General features: G+C 33.7%; 19 protein-coding genes. 1 reads left to right on the top strand and 18 read right to left on the bottom strand.

The window, feature by feature from the left end; all coding sequences use genetic code 11:
• Positions 1-828 precede the first annotated feature (828 nt).
• Positions 829-1,296, bottom strand: a complete 468-nt coding sequence (locus tag JIV24_RS20395; RefSeq protein ID WP_200466932.1) for a hypothetical protein — start codon at positions 1,294-1,296, stop codon at positions 829-831.
• A 188-nt stretch (positions 1,297-1,484) separates the two neighbouring features.
• On the opposite strand from JIV24_RS20395, the gene JIV24_RS20400 reads away from it, so the two are divergent.
• Positions 1,485-1,766: a helix-turn-helix domain-containing protein gene (locus JIV24_RS20400; RefSeq protein WP_200466933.1), complete on the top strand. Its 282-nt coding sequence runs from the start codon at positions 1,485-1,487 to the stop codon at positions 1,764-1,766.
• Between the two features lie 171 nt (positions 1,767-1,937).
• On the opposite strand, the gene JIV24_RS20405 is transcribed toward JIV24_RS20400, so the two are convergent.
• The 17 genes from JIV24_RS20405 to JIV24_RS20485 form a co-directional block, all read right to left on the bottom strand.
• Entirely contained in the window at positions 1,938-3,962 is a 2,025-nt protein-coding gene (locus JIV24_RS20405) for an SMC family protein (RefSeq protein WP_200466934.1), read from the bottom strand.
• Positions 3,943-4,542 (bottom strand): hypothetical protein, encoded by a 600-nt coding sequence (locus JIV24_RS20410; protein ID WP_200466935.1) that lies wholly within the window; start codon positions 4,540-4,542, stop codon positions 3,943-3,945. The genes JIV24_RS20405 and JIV24_RS20410 overlap by 20 nt, the downstream gene beginning before the upstream one ends.
• An 8-nt stretch (positions 4,543-4,550) precedes the next feature.
• Positions 4,551-5,507: a hypothetical protein gene (locus tag JIV24_RS20415; RefSeq protein WP_200466936.1), complete on the bottom strand. Its 957-nt coding sequence runs from the start codon at positions 5,505-5,507 to the stop codon at positions 4,551-4,553.
• 2 nt (positions 5,508-5,509) lie between these two features.
• Positions 5,510-6,427: a hypothetical protein gene (locus tag JIV24_RS20420; protein WP_200466937.1), complete on the bottom strand. Its 918-nt coding sequence runs from the start codon at positions 6,425-6,427 to the stop codon at positions 5,510-5,512.
• Positions 6,428-6,707: 280 nt separating this feature from the next.
• Entirely contained in the window at positions 6,708-7,775 is a 1,068-nt protein-coding gene (locus JIV24_RS20425) for a hypothetical protein (protein ID WP_200466938.1), read from the bottom strand.
• Positions 7,775-9,025, bottom strand: coding sequence for a hypothetical protein (locus JIV24_RS20430; protein WP_200466939.1), 1,251 nt, complete (start codon positions 9,023-9,025; stop codon positions 7,775-7,777). Before JIV24_RS20430 ends, JIV24_RS20425 begins: the two co-directional genes overlap by 1 nt.
• 184 nt (positions 9,026-9,209) lie before the next feature.
• Positions 9,210-10,322 (bottom strand): restriction endonuclease, encoded by a 1,113-nt coding sequence (locus JIV24_RS20435; RefSeq protein WP_200466940.1) that lies wholly within the window; start codon positions 10,320-10,322, stop codon positions 9,210-9,212.
• 74 nt (positions 10,323-10,396) lie between these two features.
• Positions 10,397-11,029, bottom strand: a complete 633-nt coding sequence (locus tag JIV24_RS20440) for a hypothetical protein (protein WP_200466941.1) — start codon at positions 11,027-11,029, stop codon at positions 10,397-10,399.
• A gap of 656 nt (positions 11,030-11,685) precedes the next feature.
• Entirely contained in the window at positions 11,686-11,928 is a 243-nt protein-coding gene (locus tag JIV24_RS20445; RefSeq protein ID WP_200466942.1) for a hypothetical protein, read from the bottom strand.
• 104 nt (positions 11,929-12,032) lie between these two features.
• Entirely contained in the window at positions 12,033-12,845 is an 813-nt protein-coding gene (locus JIV24_RS20450) for a phage antirepressor KilAC domain-containing protein (protein ID WP_200466943.1), read from the bottom strand.
• The gene (locus JIV24_RS20455; RefSeq protein WP_200466944.1) at positions 12,838-13,227 is read right to left on the bottom strand and encodes a hypothetical protein; all 390 of its coding nucleotides are present in this window, start codon (positions 13,225-13,227) and stop codon (positions 12,838-12,840) included. The genes JIV24_RS20450 and JIV24_RS20455 overlap by 8 nt, the downstream gene beginning before the upstream one ends.
• 17 nt (positions 13,228-13,244) lie before the next feature.
• Positions 13,245-13,442 carry a hypothetical protein gene (locus tag JIV24_RS20460; RefSeq protein ID WP_200466945.1) on the bottom strand — a complete coding sequence of 66 codons (198 nt, stop codon included), beginning with the start codon at positions 13,440-13,442 and terminating at the stop codon, positions 13,245-13,247.
• Positions 13,443-13,444: 2 nt separating this feature from the next.
• The gene (locus JIV24_RS20465) at positions 13,445-13,834 is read right to left on the bottom strand and encodes a hypothetical protein (protein WP_200466946.1); all 390 of its coding nucleotides are present in this window, start codon (positions 13,832-13,834) and stop codon (positions 13,445-13,447) included.
• 39 nt (positions 13,835-13,873) lie between these two features.
• On the bottom strand, positions 13,874-14,821 hold the full coding sequence (locus JIV24_RS20470) for a hypothetical protein (protein WP_200466947.1): 948 nt from the start codon (positions 14,819-14,821) through the stop codon (positions 13,874-13,876).
• A gap of 3 nt (positions 14,822-14,824) precedes the next feature.
• Positions 14,825-15,103, bottom strand: a complete 279-nt coding sequence (locus JIV24_RS20475; RefSeq protein ID WP_200466948.1) for a helix-turn-helix domain-containing protein — start codon at positions 15,101-15,103, stop codon at positions 14,825-14,827.
• A 191-nt stretch (positions 15,104-15,294) separates the two neighbouring features.
• Positions 15,295-15,735, bottom strand: coding sequence for a hypothetical protein (locus JIV24_RS20480; protein ID WP_200466949.1), 441 nt, complete (start codon positions 15,733-15,735; stop codon positions 15,295-15,297).
• Positions 15,736-15,738: 3 nt separating this feature from the next.
• Positions 15,739-17,097 carry a site-specific integrase gene (locus JIV24_RS20485; protein ID WP_200466950.1) on the bottom strand — a complete coding sequence of 453 codons (1,359 nt, stop codon included), beginning with the start codon at positions 17,095-17,097 and terminating at the stop codon, positions 15,739-15,741.
• Positions 17,098-17,306 lie beyond the last annotated feature (209 nt).

Consider the following 17,306-nt stretch of genomic DNA (forward strand, 5'->3'; position numbering starts at 1 on the left):
CGCCTCTCGGTACAGAGAGAATTTACAAAGATAAGAAAGCCTGGTAGTTAACTATCAGGCTTTTTTTATTTGGACAACCATTGGACAACCAAGAACTAAAAAAGCGAAATCATACCCGTTAGTAAAATTTCGCTTTGTGAATCAATTTTGCTTTTACAGCAATTTAAAGATAGTGTATTTTTCAAAAACGTTTTTTCGAAATCAAGAATTGAGATTTGATCGCATACCGATCGGAGTGCGATTGTTTGCGATCGGATACCAAACGATGCCACTGCATGCCGGCGCAAATCAAAAAATACGACTGGTTTATTTTGTACCCTTGCCAAGGGGCTTACTAAGGGGCTTGAGTAGGGGAGTGCAGGATCCCTTAATAAGGGTGTACTATTTCAACGGTTGTTGGTTTTCGTTAACGGTCGTTTAATCTTGTTGGAGGAAATCAACAAGTGTTAACATGTGTTCGTTTTGTTCAACACTTTCAACATGTGTTAGCAATTGCTAGCAAATGGTAGCAATTGCTTCAGTTTGCTTTCTTCAGAAACCAATTGCTTTTTTTGCTTTTGGGACTTCAGCTAGCTTTAATTATAAAGGGTAGGCTTTTGGTGGCTTTTCCTAGCTTTCATGCAATAGGGTAGGTTTTATAAAGGTAAACCCACTGGGATAAAAAGAAACCCAGAAAACCCACTGGGTTATTTGGGTTAATCTGGGTTTTTGCTCAATCCAAATCTGGCTTTAGTGTTCGATTAAGTTTTTGATTGGGCTCATATAAAACAAAACCCTTGCTCATTTTTGAACAAGGGTTTAAGATTCGTTGAAATCGTAACAGGTTATTTATACATACTGCCTTTTTAATCGGCTCTTTGCTTCAGGAAATAGCCTATTTGCTGCTTTGTATTTTCCGTTAAGGTCATGAATCGCCCCTTTGTTACCTCTTTTATCTTCGCGTATAAATTCGGCAACCGCTGTATTGATGGTTTTTTCATAGTCATTTTCAGGTTCAGATAACGACTTTATAAGCTCGTCCAATTCATGGTAGAGAATCCAAGCTGCATTTTTGGGGGATCCGTTAGAAGCACTTGCTATAAAGAATTGTTCCCAGGCTTCTGTAAATTCAATTCTTTTCTGAAGTTCCTTATCCTTTAAGTTTAATCCCATCAACCGAAGTATTGGACTGAGCATGTTAAAAGCGGCTGATAATTCGTTAGCTCCAGTTATGCATTCGATACTATTACTTATTCTTTTTACTTTGATGGCATTGATCAATAGGTCTACAATTGCTTTTTTAACTATTACATCCATGGTTTATATTTTAAAATGTTACTAATCTGAAAATACACTTCACTACCAAACTTGAACATCTTTCATGTTTTGGGATGGCAAATGTAAATAACATTTTAATTCAATACAAATATCTTTCATATTTTAATATAGTAAACATGAATGTTATTGGTATTTTCTATATTTGGATAAACTTAATAAGCTAATTCATGCTAAGAATAAAGGAGATTTTAAAGCAAAATGAGATGACCGGTAAGGAACTTGCAGAAAAAGTCAGCGTTACAGCATCTACTATAACAAACATTGTTCAGGGACGAAATTTTCCAAAGCCAGAATTATTAAAAGATATTGCCAGGGTGCTGGATGTTGATATTCGGGAGCTGTTTATTTCAACTAAGGATACGGCTAAAGAAACGATCTATATTAACCGGAATGGTGAGTATTTAGCTATTGGGGAGATGGATGTTGATAAGATTGGTTCGTTGAATTAATTACCTGATTCCGTCTGCATTTTTCATTGAACGCCAACGTTAAGTGCATGGGGTGTTTTAATACGCTATGCATATTGTTAGCGTTTCGTGCTTTATGCTGGCTATCCCACCCTTGCGTTGGCAAGACAAGCTCTATAGTAGGTTTTGGATGCGCCTAGCTTGTGCGACCTACTATTGTGCTTGGCCTTCTGGGCTGGCCTCTAATTTCAATAAATAATCTTGTTCATTTTTCATTTCATGACAAAAGTAATTTTTCAGCCTATCTCTATCACTTTTTAATTCACTGTAGGTAGTCAGAATCACTTGGCCATCTGAGTTTAACGTATTTTCAAACAAATCAATACTGCTAATCAATGACTTGTTGTCAAGATTCTGTTGTTTTGGTTCATCCAAAATTAGAATATTTGGAAACCTAATCTTGGTTTTATCCTTTAATTGAATTGATGTTTGTAATAAAGCCATATAATAGCTTAAAATAATCCTAACATTATCGCTTGAACTGCTTATGTTATAAATATCATATGAGTCTAGATATGGTGTGTAGTTATCAGTTGAATCTATTTTAATTTGATTTATTAAATATTCCTTTGCTTTAAATAATCCTAATTCTCTAACGTTGGATTTCAAATTATCAAGTATTGATTTTAGGATTTCAATATCGGAACTGGTTTCAAGATAATTATCAATTTTTTGTTTAAGTCTATTACTTTTAGCTTCTTTTACTTTTAGCTCAGCTCTTAAAATATCCAAATCTTTCCAACGAGATTTTATCCTTTCATATCTGTCAATTTCCTTATAAAGGCTATCAACTTTAATGACTTTTTCTCTATAGCTAGAGAGTGCTTTACCTGAAAAAGTTGAAATTTGATGCTCTAAAATCTTTTCAGTGTTATCCAATTTATCTTTTAGCCTTTGAGATACTTCAAGCTCTTTGCGATATTCGAGTTGCTTACTCCTTAAAACATTTTTAAATGACTTTTCTTCGTCTTCGAGGAAGTCAAGGTTTTGAGAAGGTGTTGAAATTTTCCTTTTTATATCGGAATGACATAATCTACATTCATTCTCTTCGTTATCACCTAGAGGTTTTTCACAAATAGGACAAATTGATACCTTTAAGTCAAGAGAAAACTCTTCAATTTTACTTAATTGCTTATTTTTATGCTTATTTAGCTTTATTCGATCAATGTAATTTTCATATCCTTTGATTTCTTTAAGTAGGCTCTTTGATTTATCAATGCTTTTCCGATATCTGTAATCTGTGTTTTTTAGTTTCTCTCGTAAACTCTCCTCATTACTTTCGGTTTTTTCTTTATTTTCTGACAAGTTTGAAATTCCAAGAGATTCAAGCTTATATTTTCTTTGTAATAGTTGAATGTATTCATCAATTGAATATTTGCCAGAATCATTATCATCAACAACTAATTTTCCTTCTTCAGATTCCCCATTACAAAGAACAAAGATATTTTCTTCCTTAGAAGAAATCCTGTCACCTTGTTTCTTTATACTTTCATCTAATTCCTTTTTTTCTAACTCTAGTAAATGAATATCAAACTTGTCAAATCCCATAAGATACTCAAATACCACCCTTTTCACATCTCTTATATTGTATCGCGTGATTTGACGAGCTTGAATTTGAGCCCAGCCAGCCCTTTGTTCAACAAAGAAAAGAGAGGCTAGATTTTCAAAATAAAGTTTTACGTTTTTTCCATCGTACGCAGGGACTTCAACAATATCAATTTCTAAAAAATTAAATAAAAAGGTTTGAAAACCTGATTCCGAAAATACACCTTCCCCCTCAATTATATATTTTTCAAAAGCAGAAGTATTTTCATAATTCTCAATATTACATTCCTTTATTGCAACAATATTGGTTTTATCACCTTTTAAATATCGAAATATTGTTATCGTCTCATCACCATTAGAAATTTCAAGGAGCAAGTAAGAACGAGTGATTGATTTCCCCTCTATTCGACTATAAAACTCTGGTTTAAAAGGATTCTGATTAAGTTTAAATATCCCTAAACATTTTTCAAGACCTAAGCCATAAATCAAGCCTGTAACAATGCTACTTTTCCCAACAGAGTTAGGCCCCCAGACAATGTTTAAACCTGGTTTAAATGGCACATCTGCACCATATTGTCTATTATCGTCTGTGTAGATTTTATATTTTAATCTATTAATTATTAAGCTTTTCATTCTTGCGCCAAAAGGATTTAGGAATTATATCAGTAATAATTGTAATTGCTTTCTTTTCTTGCATTTTTGTTCCAAACAATTCAAGAAAGTTTATTTCTGAAGAAAACACTTCTTTAATTTTTTTAAAATACTCACCTCCAAAAGTAGAAAGATGTATTCTGAGATTTTTGTCTTTATTATTTCCTGAGATTGAGATTAAATCTCGTGCATATAAGAAAAGAAACATATCATTAAACCTCAAATCCCATGGTACACTTCTGTATTGCACAATATTAAAGTCGAATTCTTCTTGCGTGTCAGTTGAAAATTTGGTGATTTTGGCCAAAATGTTTTTTTGCCCTTGAAAATACTCCAGAATAAATTTCTTTTGGTAATTCGGGTTTCTTAACAGAAAATCGATGCATGCTATAACATCTTTACTAAGTCCGTTTTTAGTATTTAGCATACCTAATACTATAACTAACCTATGTGCTCTATACAATATTCTATCTTCTGGTTGAACATAGTTAGGTCGTTCTAGACTAACATTTGTTATTAGGTTTTTTGAAGTAAGTTTTCTTATAAAGTTCTCTAGTTGCATATCAAAAGTTATCTTTTACTCCAATCTAATGGGCATTCAGCCGCTAATTCAAATACCAAGCCACCCAAAAGTTTTTGTTCATCATCTTTTAAGTCATTTCTTTCATAGAAAGTTAACAGCTCTTTCTCAGCTTCATCAAAAAAGTCATGAAAGAAGTTTTTTGAGTTATATGCTGAATCCAGATTAAACTTACTAGTTAGCCTATTAGCCTTAAACCTCATATTTTCTTGCCACTTTATTATTTTTAATCGCAAATCATTATTGACATCCTGCAAGTCTTCTAAAAAGACTTTATAGTTAACTCTTAATTGATGGTAATATATCCTATCCTTATCATCATCAGCCAATACTGCATTTAATTTTCTATCAAGTGTTGTATAGAGGTGCTCACTTTCCTCAGGTTTCCTATCTGTATCATTAATCTCTATACAGTTTGAAAATTGAAATAAGTCTTTCTTTTTAAGTATAAGTTCTATTCTTGTTTTTGTGATTTGGATTTGTTCATTTCTGTCAACAACAATATCACAAGGCTTATCATATACCTTTTCGTATAAATCACTATCAATTGCGAATAGCTTTTCTATTTCCTTGTCAGGAGTCCAAAATTCAGCTGGACATTTTGCTAATTTCTCAAAGTTTTGCTGAAGATTGTCATTTATATTACTCAAATTTTGAAGAGGAGAAAGGAGAATAAATGCAGTAGGATTATAATTTGATCCTTCTAATTCAACTTGTTTATTAAATATATCAGACCAATCTAATCTAGCGGTTGTGTAATATTTACATTCGACGAAAATATAACGCTCCTTTAAATGACCATCTTCAAATACTATTTTAATATCGAATCCGTTTTGAGTACCAGAATTTTGATTTCGTACTTCAAGAACTGCATACCCCATATCCTTAAAAAGATTTGAAAAGAATGGTTTTATAATTGATTCAAATTCAGTTCCTGTTATTGCCATAATTACCTTTTCTTATATTTTTCAAAAACTTGATTATACCTAATTGTATTTTCTCTTAATTGATTTGCTATTAAATCTAAATCAAATAACTCTGGAAAATGCTTATAAATTAATTGACTAATAAAAAAATAGGTGCTAATTAAAAGATAATATGAATGAGCATAAGTCTTAATTTGTGTTTTACTACTTTTAAAAGGAGAAAAAGAGTCTCCGTGAAACCGCTCATTTCTATAGGTGTAAAGTATACCATTAATTACAAGTTTGGCAATTGAAATTCTATCTAAGCGAAATTTTACACCATTTAAATCAATTTCTTTACCTGAGAGAATTATTTGCAATAGCATTCCTGCTTTTCTTTGATCAGCAGGAGTTAGCTCACCATATTTATTTTGAATTGCATTAAACAACTCATTTCCCATTGAATCTTTAACTCTATCAATAATCTGTGTTTGCTGACTTTTTATCGACGCAGGTTCATGTTCAAACAATCTTTTTATTAAAAATTCTGCCGCCTGTAACGGTATCGATTTTACCAGCTCTTCAAAGGCGTCATTTAAATCATCTGATTGGTTATACTGATTTTCAAGAATGTCTTCGGATACCTTATTTAAAATCTTCCATGATTTTGTCGTATTCCAGTTTCCTTTTTTTGAAAAATAAGTAGCATATGCTTCAAAAGTACGCCATGCTAAATCAAATGCAATATCTGGCCTTTGTGGTAACTGTTCATATATATCAATCTTAAATGAAAGTAGTCTTTGAAATTGAAAATCATTAATTAAAGGTAATTGTATTGGGCATAGAATATTTTGGATATCTTTTTCATTAAGCAGATTTATAAATGCCTCCTGTCCAGAAAACATGATTACCTTATCTGGCCATTTATTATTATACTCAATTCTTTTTTTACTGTAAGTCATAACGTTATATTCCTATGAGTGGCTGAAAAAATAGCTCTTTTGCAAGCTGAAGAATCAGCCTGTGTGCTGGGGCTTGCAAATGTACTTTTTGTGTGTCGGGTTTTCATCGGTATAATTTATGTTACTTATTTCTTTGCATGAACGTCTTGCCGGATGAAGTGTGCCGCTGCGTGTGGTATATTCGCTTTCTCAATTTCACTTTTGCTCGCACGGGAGCAAAACTCCCAAAACCAGCCTCCGCAAGGCATTCTTTTTTGCGGTTTGTTGGCTGCAGTAGTTTTTATAGTTTCATAAAGTCTTCAAATATTTCTTTTTCTAGACCACAATGCTTTGTTAAAAAATGCATTAAGTCTTGTGTAAACTTTCTTGTTAAGTCTGGAAAATCTTTAATATCTTCAGACTTAATAGAAACCTTTGATTCGTAAAATGAATTCTCTATAATGTACTGAATCATTTCAGGTATTTTTGAAGAAGCGTATGTAGATTCTGATAACCTAGTGCTGATATTTATTAAATCTGAGTGCCAATTTGGTTCAAACGAATCATTATTGCTTGTTGCTTGACTTACTAAATCATGAATTTTTCTTTTTTCATTTAAAGATTCAGCTCCACCATATAATGAGTTATTTATTGAACTTTTAACATCAGAATAGTTAAGAACCATAGATTGACCAATGATAAAAAGTAATGAATAGGAGAATAGTTCAAGAGTATGATAAAACACTTGCTTTTCAGAACTCTTTACTTCTTGGTCTTTAAAGAGAAGGTTGGATGAAGGATTTGAAAATAGGTGAATAATATTATGGATATTTTTCCAATCTTCTTTGTTCCAAAAATCAAATTTAAGGTATTCTATTAGTTTGTCATTTTTCTCCTTAAAGGATGCAAGACTTCTTGTTAGCTTCAAGTATTTAGCATTTTCAATACTTAGTTTTTTTTCTATATCAATTCCAAATCCTAATAATAATTGTCTAATTTCTGCTTCTGTAAAACATCTTATTCCATTCTTTATTGCTACTTCTCGGGCATTTTGATGAATTTTACTTTTAATTAAATACCCTCTATCTAATTTGTAATAATCAAATACCCCCAAAAACTTAAATAATTCTTCTAAAGCACTTGACTCTCCACTTTTACATTCCGAACCAATTTTGAATAGAGATAAATCTGAATTAAACTTGTAACCCAAAACATCAATATCTGATATATCATGGGTCTTATAACTAGATATATAACTCTTTGTTCTCAATAGTACCTCATAGTGAGTACAAAACCCCATTTGTTTATACAGCTCTTTACAAAGAAGTTTTAAACTATGGTCTTTATTAAGTGTTATTTTTTTTGCCATTACTCAATACCTAATAATAAATTATTAATTCTTTGTACAGTGGTTTTGGATTTTTGTCCTGTATCTTCCTTTAAAATATGAGTCCTAGACTGGGTAGGATGTAAAATATTACCAGGCACTAATATTTTCTTTGCTTGTTCCTCTGAATCATCAAATTTAGAAGTATCACCAATAGAAAGCATATCTAATGCCATTTTAACAACTAATTTATTTTCATCATTATCGATAAAATGCACTTCATACCTATTTCCCGAAGGAATTAATTTTACTAAACCTAAATTTCTAGCAGGTTCATATTGCTCAAGGCTTTCCGTATGTCCTTTTAAATACCCTCTATTTAGTAATGCATTTAAAATCTTTTCTGGCCAAATGATTTTTGTAATACCAGCAAAATTTTCTCCATATCTTACACAAGATATTAATACTCTAGCTTTATGTAGTAAATTTTTTTCGAGTTTACCTACACCTTGCCTTGGTGTGAAAAGGAATTTTTTTAGTCCTGATGTGGAATTTACAGAAAGTGTTGGCAAACAACCGAGGGCTACTGCATCTGTCAAAACACTATTATCATTAAACTTTCCATCTGGAAGCCCTTGATAACCTTTAATTTTACCAATTGCTTGAAGAAAGTCATTCGACTTATGTTTTTCTAATAAATCAAATATTTTTTGAGGGTTATCATCCCAATAAAGAGGTGAATACAAAACACTCTCTGAATCTGTAGGCGATGAGTACGAGTCCAATAAAGAAGCACTTGTACAAACATCCTTTATTAGGTCATAATGCCCGTTTTCTATATTTAGATTACTTCTAATATCTCGCTCCTTATGAGGGAATGCACTTAATTTATCGAGTATCTCAATGGTTTTAGCCGATAATTCACTTTTGTTTTCAGAGTTAAAGTAGTCTCCAAAATCAGTATAAATTTTTTGTGTATCAGGCACTAATACATCAATTCTTTTAATCTCTCTTTTCCCTGATTGATACTGTAGGCGAACAAAATCTAATTCTTCTAAATGAGCTAAAGCTTCTTTTGCCATTGCTCTTTCAATTTTTAATTCACCAGCTGCAGCATAAAATGGTTTTAAATCATTAATAACTTCATGGTCTTTAATAGTTGTTGCTAGTTGAATTGAAGCTCCTAAAGTTTTTAATAAATCAAATTCTGTTTCAATAATAGCACCACGACTTTGAATTAATCCATGGTGTATATCATGTATTCTAACTCCTATCGATGTTTTATCATTCATATTCTTTGGTTAAATTATTTATTAAGCATTGCTAAGTCTATAACTACCATCATCTTGCCGCATGAAGTGTGCCGCTGCGTGTGGTATTTTCGCTTTCTTGATTTCGCCTTTGCTCGCGCGGGAGCTAGACCTCCAAAACCAGCCTCGGCAAGGCATTCTTTATTGCGGTTTATTAGCTACTGTTTTATACATTTTTCAGCCATTCTTTCAATTTCACATAGTCAACTAGGCTCATTTGATGTTTTATTTTTTCGGAAAACTCTATCGCATCAGGAGAGAAATATGAAGATGTAATCATAATCCCAGCAGTTACTCTATCAACAGATATAGTACCTGCAAGTTCCCTAATCAAGTTTACACCTACTGGACGCTCAGGTGCATATTTCTTACATTCGAGATAATACAAGAAATTTCCAATGTCAACATGATTTGCAATAATTAAGTCTTTTCCTCCATCTCTAGTTGCTTTAGTTAGGTCAACAGAATATCCACGTTTTTCCATTAATTCAGCAACCATTTCTTCAAACTGTCTAGAGGTAAGTTTATGCATATCTTCAGGTCTTAACTTGATTTTATCAAGTATGTTTTTATTTACGACACGTATATCTGATGTGATATGCTTAAACTCATAACTTGAAGAAGGTATTTCAATACCAGAATTAGTAAAAACACCTTTCTTCTGAATTTCATCATTAACGAGTTTGAGAATCTGATCCACACTATATCTATTCTGATTTAAATAGTGAGAGAATAGCTGAAGTAGAAATGGATTACCTTTTGTATAGTTTGCAATTCTTTGAATATCCTTTTCTGCTAATTGCTTTTTAAGTAATTCATTTAATAGATTATTAGATTCTCTTGCATGTAAATTGTCAATATGTATTTTCTGGTCAATTTTTATGGTTCTAAATTTATCAACATGCGCACCTACTAGTAAGAATTGTTTTTGTGGATTTGTTTTAATTAATTTTTCTATCTCTATTTCTAAGGTTTCAATAAAATCATAACTTATATCATCAATAATAACTAGTTGTGTTTCTTTCTCAATAGTAGGAAATCCTTCAAATCCTGGAGAACCACTAAATACTTGAACTTTATCGACAAATTGTTTGTGTCCATCTAAGAAAACTCGCCATAATGAAGTTTTTCCAGTGGCATTATTTCCTGAAATAGCTACGACCTTATGTCTTTTCTGAATTAAGCTTCCTTCTAATAACTCCAACTCCATTTCTCTACCAATAAAGTTTGTTAGAGCATTTTGTGGAGTAAATGGATTAATGATTCCTACTGTTCTCATTCTTGCGTTTAATAGTAGCTAACGGCCAGGCTATGAAGCGTTGGCTTGTGTTGCGCCTGCGGCAAGCCTATGCTTTATAAGCCATTGTTAGCGCCCGTAATTTTTCTGTTATAATATCCAGAATAGAGTAAATTAAATTCCTCAATTACATATTCCGATGTGGTCTTAAAAATCTCATTTCCTTCAATATTTGAACACCTCACAAATGTAGTGTCGCAATTTTCCTTTGCCCAGTAGTCAATTTTAAGAGTACTAGTAGTTGATTTCTTTTTTATTTCTGAGAAAGCAAAATAGCAAGTTATCCTACGTAAATTCAAATCAACTAAAATTGAGTCCGAGAAGTATTCAGTATTGGGAATTAAATAATTATTGATAAAATACTCTTTCTGAGTTCCACCCTGTTTTCTTTGATTATTGTTGATATGTCCCCATGCAACGAACCATATTCCATATTTCTTATTGTCAATTAGTTTTCCGGATTCAATTCGATAATATTTGTAAATAATACTGTCTGGATGAGTATATGTTAATTCATAATCATTAATCCCATACGCCATGCCTTCCTCTTCCAAATCAATAACATGATTTGTAGCAAACGTGTCTACTTTTGCAACAAAAGTATTTCTATAATTATAGATATTATATTGAGCTTTCGTTGAATTCCAAACAAGGAACAGCAGGATGTAAATTAACAGATATTCTCTCATCTTTTTATCTTATGGGCGCTAACTCGTCGATATAAAACACTAGTGCTTTATATATTTACTATAGTCTTAATGATTTATATAGTATTACTAATTTGAACATAGTATATTTTATTGCGACTTTATAGCTTCGCCCCCTCAGTCACAAAACCTTTTTGTGTAAGTACCTTACTGAATTAACATATCTTACTGCCTCACATACCATATCTAAAACCTTAAATGAATTGCTGAATTTTCTACCACCTCTACTTTATGCACTTATCCCGATCTAATTCCACTCAACTGTCACCAATTACCGTATTAACCATCTTTGATATGAGATCCTTATTCATCATAAAAAAAGCTATTATTTCTCAGACATCCAAGTCGGGAAGTGGACTTTTTGATTAACTGATGTCTCTAATTGATATTTTTATAAATCTCTCCTTAGGCAGCACCTTTGACAATGCCTGCTCATGTATTGGCCTTGGGAAATCATACAATAGCAGGATTTATACCAAATGAAAGTAAAACAAAACATCCCTATCGATTAGGATAGAGATGTTCTGCTTGTTATTTTATCGCACTTTTTGCTGGTCCTTAAATTTTCATGAAAGTATCATCCTCATTTTCGTGTTTATTTGCTTTATCCAGAGCGGAAGGAGTAAGCAAAAGATCATTCATAATTTCTGTTTTACCGATTGCAGCTTTGTTATTTCGGTTAAAAGGGGATGGGCAACAATTCTTACATGGTTTTCTCTCGTCTTGTGCTTGATGCTAACACCATCTTTTTTAACCGCTTTTTGCATCAAGTTCAAGGTCGAATCTACCTCAATCAATTGGTTAACTGAAAGTGTCATTGCTGGCCTCCAAACCCCCAGTTCCTCTAGCTTTGCTTTAATTGTTTTTGCCTGTAATGCCATTGTATTATTGTTAGATTATTACCCCCCCCCACTCGCGCGAAAACGGATATTTTGTGTGTGAGCTAGGGCCGCTTGGTTTTGCAAAGCGATTGACTGAACCCTTTTTATACCCCCCTAGGCTTCCTTTTTGTATTCTTCTCCTGTTTGGGTGTATTGACCATGCTAAATTGATTAACTATCCCATGGATGAACTCTCGGCCTTTCTCTGTCCATACTGTTAGCATTGTTGTTTTAATTTCTCCATGGTCGTTGTATGGATTAGTCTTGGTCTTGGTGTATCCTTTGTCCTGGTACTTCGCATAAAGTAGCCAAACACCACCCTGCTTGTATTGTATCTGTTGAGCTGCTAAAAACTTATTTAATGCAATGGCAGTCATGCCAAGCTCCTTTGCCACTTGACTGGTTGTGCATGTACTCGGGCTTTGTAGCACTTCATCATAGTATTGAACCTTTGGCGCATTCTCCATAATCGCTTTGGTTTGTGTCTCGGCTTGCTGGCGATATAGTTCTTTTTGTTTGCGCTCTTCCTTTAGGGTAGTGGCAAGCTGTATTAGTGTGTCAGGATCCGATAGGGCCTTTTCAATTACTGCAGAAGTCATATAGGTACCATGTTTTCGGATGGATGGGAGAACGTCATGTGTTATCCACCTTTGCATTGGTTTTGCAATTGGACTATCGGAACGGATAATTACCGAATACATGCCTGGCTCTGTTACAAAAGTTGTATTCTGAAGTCCTCCTGGTGTTTCAAGGGGGTAACTCAAGGTTACGTCCTCATCTAACTGGCTCTTAACTTTTCTGTTATTGGATAATCCAAGAGCATTACACAAGTCTTTAAGACAAAAAACAGGCTCGTTATTTTCATTAGTGGCTACTCGTATTTCACCAAACTGGTTATTCTGAAATATTTTAATCATGGTCGATAGCTTTTAAGATTTTACGTTTTGCTTGCAAATGGCGTGGCATGGCCTCATATAGTTCACGATTGAGAACCTCTTGCTCAATAGTTTCAATTATTTCCATTAAAACTTTCCTTTCATAAAAGAAAGCTTGTTTGTATCTCCTAATCTCATGCATGACACGATGTAATGTTTGATGATGTCCGATTAGGTACCACCTGTAATGACATTTAATCATGTCCATGCAGTCACAAGCTTCTTTTGTTGGTTCGTCTAGGTCATTTTTTATAGCATGCTCAAGGTGCTTCATGTCGCAGCGATGCAAAGTTTTCCTTGCTATCTCAACCATTGAAGGGTTGTTCAGGTATACATCAATCAGATTAAATTTGTCTCGCTTCATAATTTTCACTCAAATATTTAATGAATTGGAGTTTGTGCTTTAAGCACCTCATCCTGCTCAGGTTCCAAAATATCCTTAAGGTTCTGGTAAGTGTAGTTTATTGCTTTTCTGATAGCCTCAGAGTTATTGATTTTGCCGGTTTGAGCTATGTAATCGAGTTTTTCTTTGTCTTCGTAGGTGTGTTTGAAGTTTATGCGTTGAGTTTTTTCTGACATGTTTAGAATCTTACTTTGTTGAATACTCGTTTTAATGTTTCTCTATTCTGTTTCAGGTAATGTTTTGCATCGAAGTTGTTTGGTTGAACGCTTATTGTTTTCTGTGTTAACAGGTAATCACTTTGTTTTTGAGCCTCTCGTATAGCTTCTGTTTGCGACGTTCTTTGAACTGAACTTACTTTTGCTTCTATACCCTTCAGTATTGTATCATGAAGTATGTCCATAGGGCATTTACCTCCTTTACCAATAATCCTTTCTTCTCTGTTAATGAACCTGGGTAAAAGCTCTTCATATTTTGCCGCCATTTCTGCTCTTTCTTCTTCGCTTAACTCGGGCCAGGGTTCGTATACAATTTCCGTTAAATATGCTTCGTCAATTTCTTTCAGTTTCATATAGCCAATTTTAAGGGGTGTAACGTTTGCACCGTATAGCTAAAATGTGCGAACGTTACACTTTCCAGTTTTTGGAAAAATATCGATCGGTGCGAACGTTACATTTTGCACCTTTTGACAATGTGGTGCGAACGTTACACTTTTCAACTTTTCAACCTTGTTTTTGATGTCATCCGGAGTAGGATATTTTGATACTGAATAATCATCTATTATCTGGCTTAGTTTTTTCCTTGATCTTAGTTTTTTGTGCCTTGGTTCATCGCCGGTCCAATATTTCGGATTATCCACTTTTTTGTAGAATAGTCGCTCCTTAACCGATAGCTTTTGTATATCAATGCTTGAATTGACATAAATAACCTGGTTGAACTCATTTGCTAATATGGATCCCAATTTGATCCATATATCGAGATTCATTAAATCAGACAGTGAGTTTAATCCTATCTTATTGAGGTTTCTCATTTTATTGTATTTCAACTCGATGCGTAAAATGTTGCCCTGGCTATACTGTAAACCCTTGTTGTAGATTTTCATTCTATAGGTATGGTGTTCCGCCTGGCAAAAATGTTTTGATGATGTCTTTGTTGTGTTAAAAGGAATTGAGCGGTGTGTCAAAAGGTCTCGCAAAAACAACGATGGGTTGTAATCAATAGCTAAGTTTACTCCAAATTCAAGGTTGTTAAGTGGGATTTCTGTAGCGTTAGCACCAATCAAAAAGCCAAGTTCATTGATAATTCTACATACGTCATCATATTTAAAATCATCATAGTTGTGGCATCCATCATTTTTCATTTTATGAAGAGAGCCTGTTATCTTCAGTTCACTTCCTTTTAAAGCTAAACACATGCCTTTGTATTGAGCTACCTTAGATTTTCTCCTGTGTATTTCACCGGTCGATTCATCAAAAGGAGTTGTAAAGCTTAATTCATGGCATTGCAGTAGCTTTTCTGTATTTACAAAGACGCTTAATGCTTTGATATAATCATACATTAACTACTTGGATAACTCAATTAATGAAGCTTCTATTTCATAACGCTTATAGTAGACGCGATTGCCAATGCCATAAGCTTTTAGTTTGCCTTTTTTCGTCCAGTTATGAAGTGTTGAAAGGTCAATTTTTAGAAGTTCTTTAACCTCGTTGCGTGTCAGCCATTCGGTGGGCTGTTTGGGTTGGAAATTTTCAGTAAGTGCGTTTAGCTTTTCTTCAATGCCAGCAAGAATTGATTGTTCTAACTGCTCTGGTGTAATTTGAATAAATTGTAATTGCTCCATATCGTTTTTTATTATCGTTATGGATGCAAATAAACAGGTGTTCTAAGAGGTGGGAAAGCAGTTAATATGGGGTAAAAAAGTGCAAATACAATAGATTGTAAAATCTTAAATGCTACATTTTAAGTGATATGAGATTTTAAATATCGAAGTAAAGCTGCTTGTTTTTCGATAGAATTTTATTGAATTAGGTGCTATTCACTTAAAAGGTCTCTGATGGTGTTTGATGAAAGGCTATTTGGAGCATCGCAAAAGTGGTTGATACAGGTCGCAAGTGTTCTATTGGAGCTTTTTATATGCCCTCTCTTTTTTCCGTCATATAGAAACTCAATAAACGAATTATAAAAATCGTCTGTCATTTCTACCTTATGAATACTCCTTTCGCTATATGTGCCTATGCAATAATCAATAAAAGCTTTGTTTGTTATAGAGCTCTGTTCGTAGGCTAATTGAAACAACCTAATGAGTAGTTGTTCTATATAATTGTCATTATGGATAAATGATAAAATGGCCTTTTTATTCCATCTGTTAGACTTCATAAAAGTCGCTCTAAACCACCGCTTAATTTCACTTTGTTGGTTATCGGCAAAGTCATACCAATTCTCAATGTTGTATTGTAGTTCTTTTTTATCCATTGGTTAATTAGCTTTCTTAACGACTTTGAGGTTTGTTTCTTTCTTATTCATTGCTGAGAGTTTAGCCCAGTATTCGGCCAACTGGTGTGCCTGATCAGTTGCACTTTTTCCAATGTATATCAAGAATTTATTTTCGGTTGTGTGGCCGGTTGCACTCATCAACAAGGGCGTTGGTATATCTCCATAGTAATTAGTTGCAAATGAACGTCTGCAGATATGGGATGTAATTAACTCATGTTTGGGAAACACGCCTGTAACATTTCTAAATGTTTTTTTGTTGTTTATTTTAACTTCCTGCTTAATTGTGCCTTTCGTTGGGGTTTTAATTTCGGCTTGTTTACATAGCTCTTTAATGTAAGTATTAAACTTTTGGTCGCTTATCTTTCTGGGGAACTGTCCGGATCTCTTTTGTAAAATTTCCTGGACCTGGTCCTGAAGAGGTAAAATAACCTTGTTACCGGTCTTTTGTTGAGTCAGCTCAAGCATTAATAAACCACCTTTCGAAACAACATTATCTGCAGTTAAGCGCAATAGATCACTTACGCGTTGACCAATAAAGCAGCCAATTAAAAGCCAATCCCGGGCATTGTCTAGTGCATCACGTTCAAATGTGGTGTTTTTGATTTTTTCTAATTCATCAAGTGTTAAAATAACCTTGTATGTTTCGGCTTTAACAGCTGTGATGTAGTCAAGCTGGCTTGAGACTTTAAAGCCCTCTTTTCTGGCATGTTTTCCAAGTGTTTTTATATCCTTTGTTAGTGTACCGATATAATTGTCTGAATAGCCGTTTTTTCGCAAATACTTATCAAATTGAGCTATTAGGTCAGGTGTGATATCAGCAAGGTTAAATCGAGTCCGTTTAGCTTTTTGAAAATCGGCGAATCGATTTTTTAAGTTGTTAAACTTTTGAATAGTGTTTTTGCTCAAGCCTCTTTGACCATTCTTTTTAATATGGCTGGGTAAATACTCGATATAATATTGTAGGTAGGTTATAAGGTCGCTCTTATCCTGTTCCTCAGTTGAGGTTCTATTCTGCAGATCCCTTATTTGTTCGTCTAGCCAGTTTCCATTTATAGTCGTTCCTTTTTCGGTGGCTTCGTTATAGCGTTTGTTTATTTCAGTTGCCAATGAATCTAATTGCTCTTTTAATTGCTTGCCGATGGCATCGGTCTGCTTTGGTTCTCCAAATTCAGTTAACTTACCCTTGTTTGCACCTTTTGATGCTTTTGTGAACTTCCAAAGAGTTTTATCTATTGAGTAGCCTGTTTTGCGCTTAATGTTAATGGCTCGCCCAGCTGATAGTCTTAAATAAATCTCTTTCTGGTTAGAGTTACCCCTAGCAATAAACTTTATCTGTGCCATAATTGCAAACATTGATTCAATACAAATATAATAAGCTTGGACAACATTTGGACAACCGTTGGACAACATTATGCGATTTATTTCAATTTAGAACAATTTAAGAATGTGTGCTTGTATTGCTTGTATGTGTTGGTTTTACTGGACTTGATGCTGGTTTTAGGGGTGTTGGTGAAATTGTGAAATTGCCCAGGTGTTACCTCGCCTCTCGG

The sequence above is a fragment of the Carboxylicivirga marina genome, from assembly GCF_016612505.1.
GTDB lineage: Bacteria > Bacteroidota > Bacteroidia > Bacteroidales > Marinilabiliaceae > Carboxylicivirga > Carboxylicivirga marina.

Coding starts and splice junctions, on each gene's coding strand:
- JIV24_RS20455 (WP_200466944.1), bottom strand. CDS start 13,227: ATGAAGCGAGACAAATTTAATCTGATTGATGTATACCTGAACAACCCT.
- JIV24_RS20475 (WP_200466948.1), bottom strand. CDS start 15,103: ATGGAGCAATTACAATTTATTCAAATTACACCAGAGCAGTTAGAACAA.
- JIV24_RS20430 (WP_200466939.1), bottom strand. CDS start 9,025: ATGAATGATAAAACATCGATAGGAGTTAGAATACATGATATACACCAT.
- JIV24_RS20450 (WP_200466943.1), bottom strand. CDS start 12,845: ATGATTAAAATATTTCAGAATAACCAGTTTGGTGAAATACGAGTAGCC.
- JIV24_RS20415 (WP_200466936.1), bottom strand. CDS start 5,507: ATGGCAATAACAGGAACTGAATTTGAATCAATTATAAAACCATTCTTT.
- JIV24_RS20445 (WP_200466942.1), bottom strand. CDS start 11,928: ATGGCATTACAGGCAAAAACAATTAAAGCAAAGCTAGAGGAACTGGGG.
- JIV24_RS20400 (WP_200466933.1), top strand. CDS start 1,485: ATGCTAAGAATAAAGGAGATTTTAAAGCAAAATGAGATGACCGGTAAG.
- JIV24_RS20420 (WP_200466937.1), bottom strand. CDS start 6,427: ATGACTTACAGTAAAAAAAGAATTGAGTATAATAATAAATGGCCAGAT.
- JIV24_RS20410 (WP_200466935.1), bottom strand. CDS start 4,542: ATGCAACTAGAGAACTTTATAAGAAAACTTACTTCAAAAAACCTAATA.
- JIV24_RS20470 (WP_200466947.1), bottom strand. CDS start 14,821: ATGTATGATTATATCAAAGCATTAAGCGTCTTTGTAAATACAGAAAAG.
- JIV24_RS20460 (WP_200466945.1), bottom strand. CDS start 13,442: ATGTCAGAAAAAACTCAACGCATAAACTTCAAACACACCTACGAAGAC.
- JIV24_RS20485 (WP_200466950.1), bottom strand. CDS start 17,097: ATGGCACAGATAAAGTTTATTGCTAGGGGTAACTCTAACCAGAAAGAG.
- JIV24_RS20440 (WP_200466941.1), bottom strand. CDS start 11,029: ATGAGAGAATATCTGTTAATTTACATCCTGCTGTTCCTTGTTTGGAAT.
- JIV24_RS20425 (WP_200466938.1), bottom strand. CDS start 7,775: ATGGCAAAAAAAATAACACTTAATAAAGACCATAGTTTAAAACTTCTT.
- JIV24_RS20465 (WP_200466946.1), bottom strand. CDS start 13,834: ATGAAACTGAAAGAAATTGACGAAGCATATTTAACGGAAATTGTATAC.
- JIV24_RS20395 (WP_200466932.1), bottom strand. CDS start 1,296: ATGGATGTAATAGTTAAAAAAGCAATTGTAGACCTATTGATCAATGCC.
- JIV24_RS20480 (WP_200466949.1), bottom strand. CDS start 15,735: ATGGATAAAAAAGAACTACAATACAACATTGAGAATTGGTATGACTTT.
- JIV24_RS20435 (WP_200466940.1), bottom strand. CDS start 10,322: ATGAGAACAGTAGGAATCATTAATCCATTTACTCCACAAAATGCTCTA.
- JIV24_RS20405 (WP_200466934.1), bottom strand. CDS start 3,962: ATGAAAAGCTTAATAATTAATAGATTAAAATATAAAATCTACACAGAC.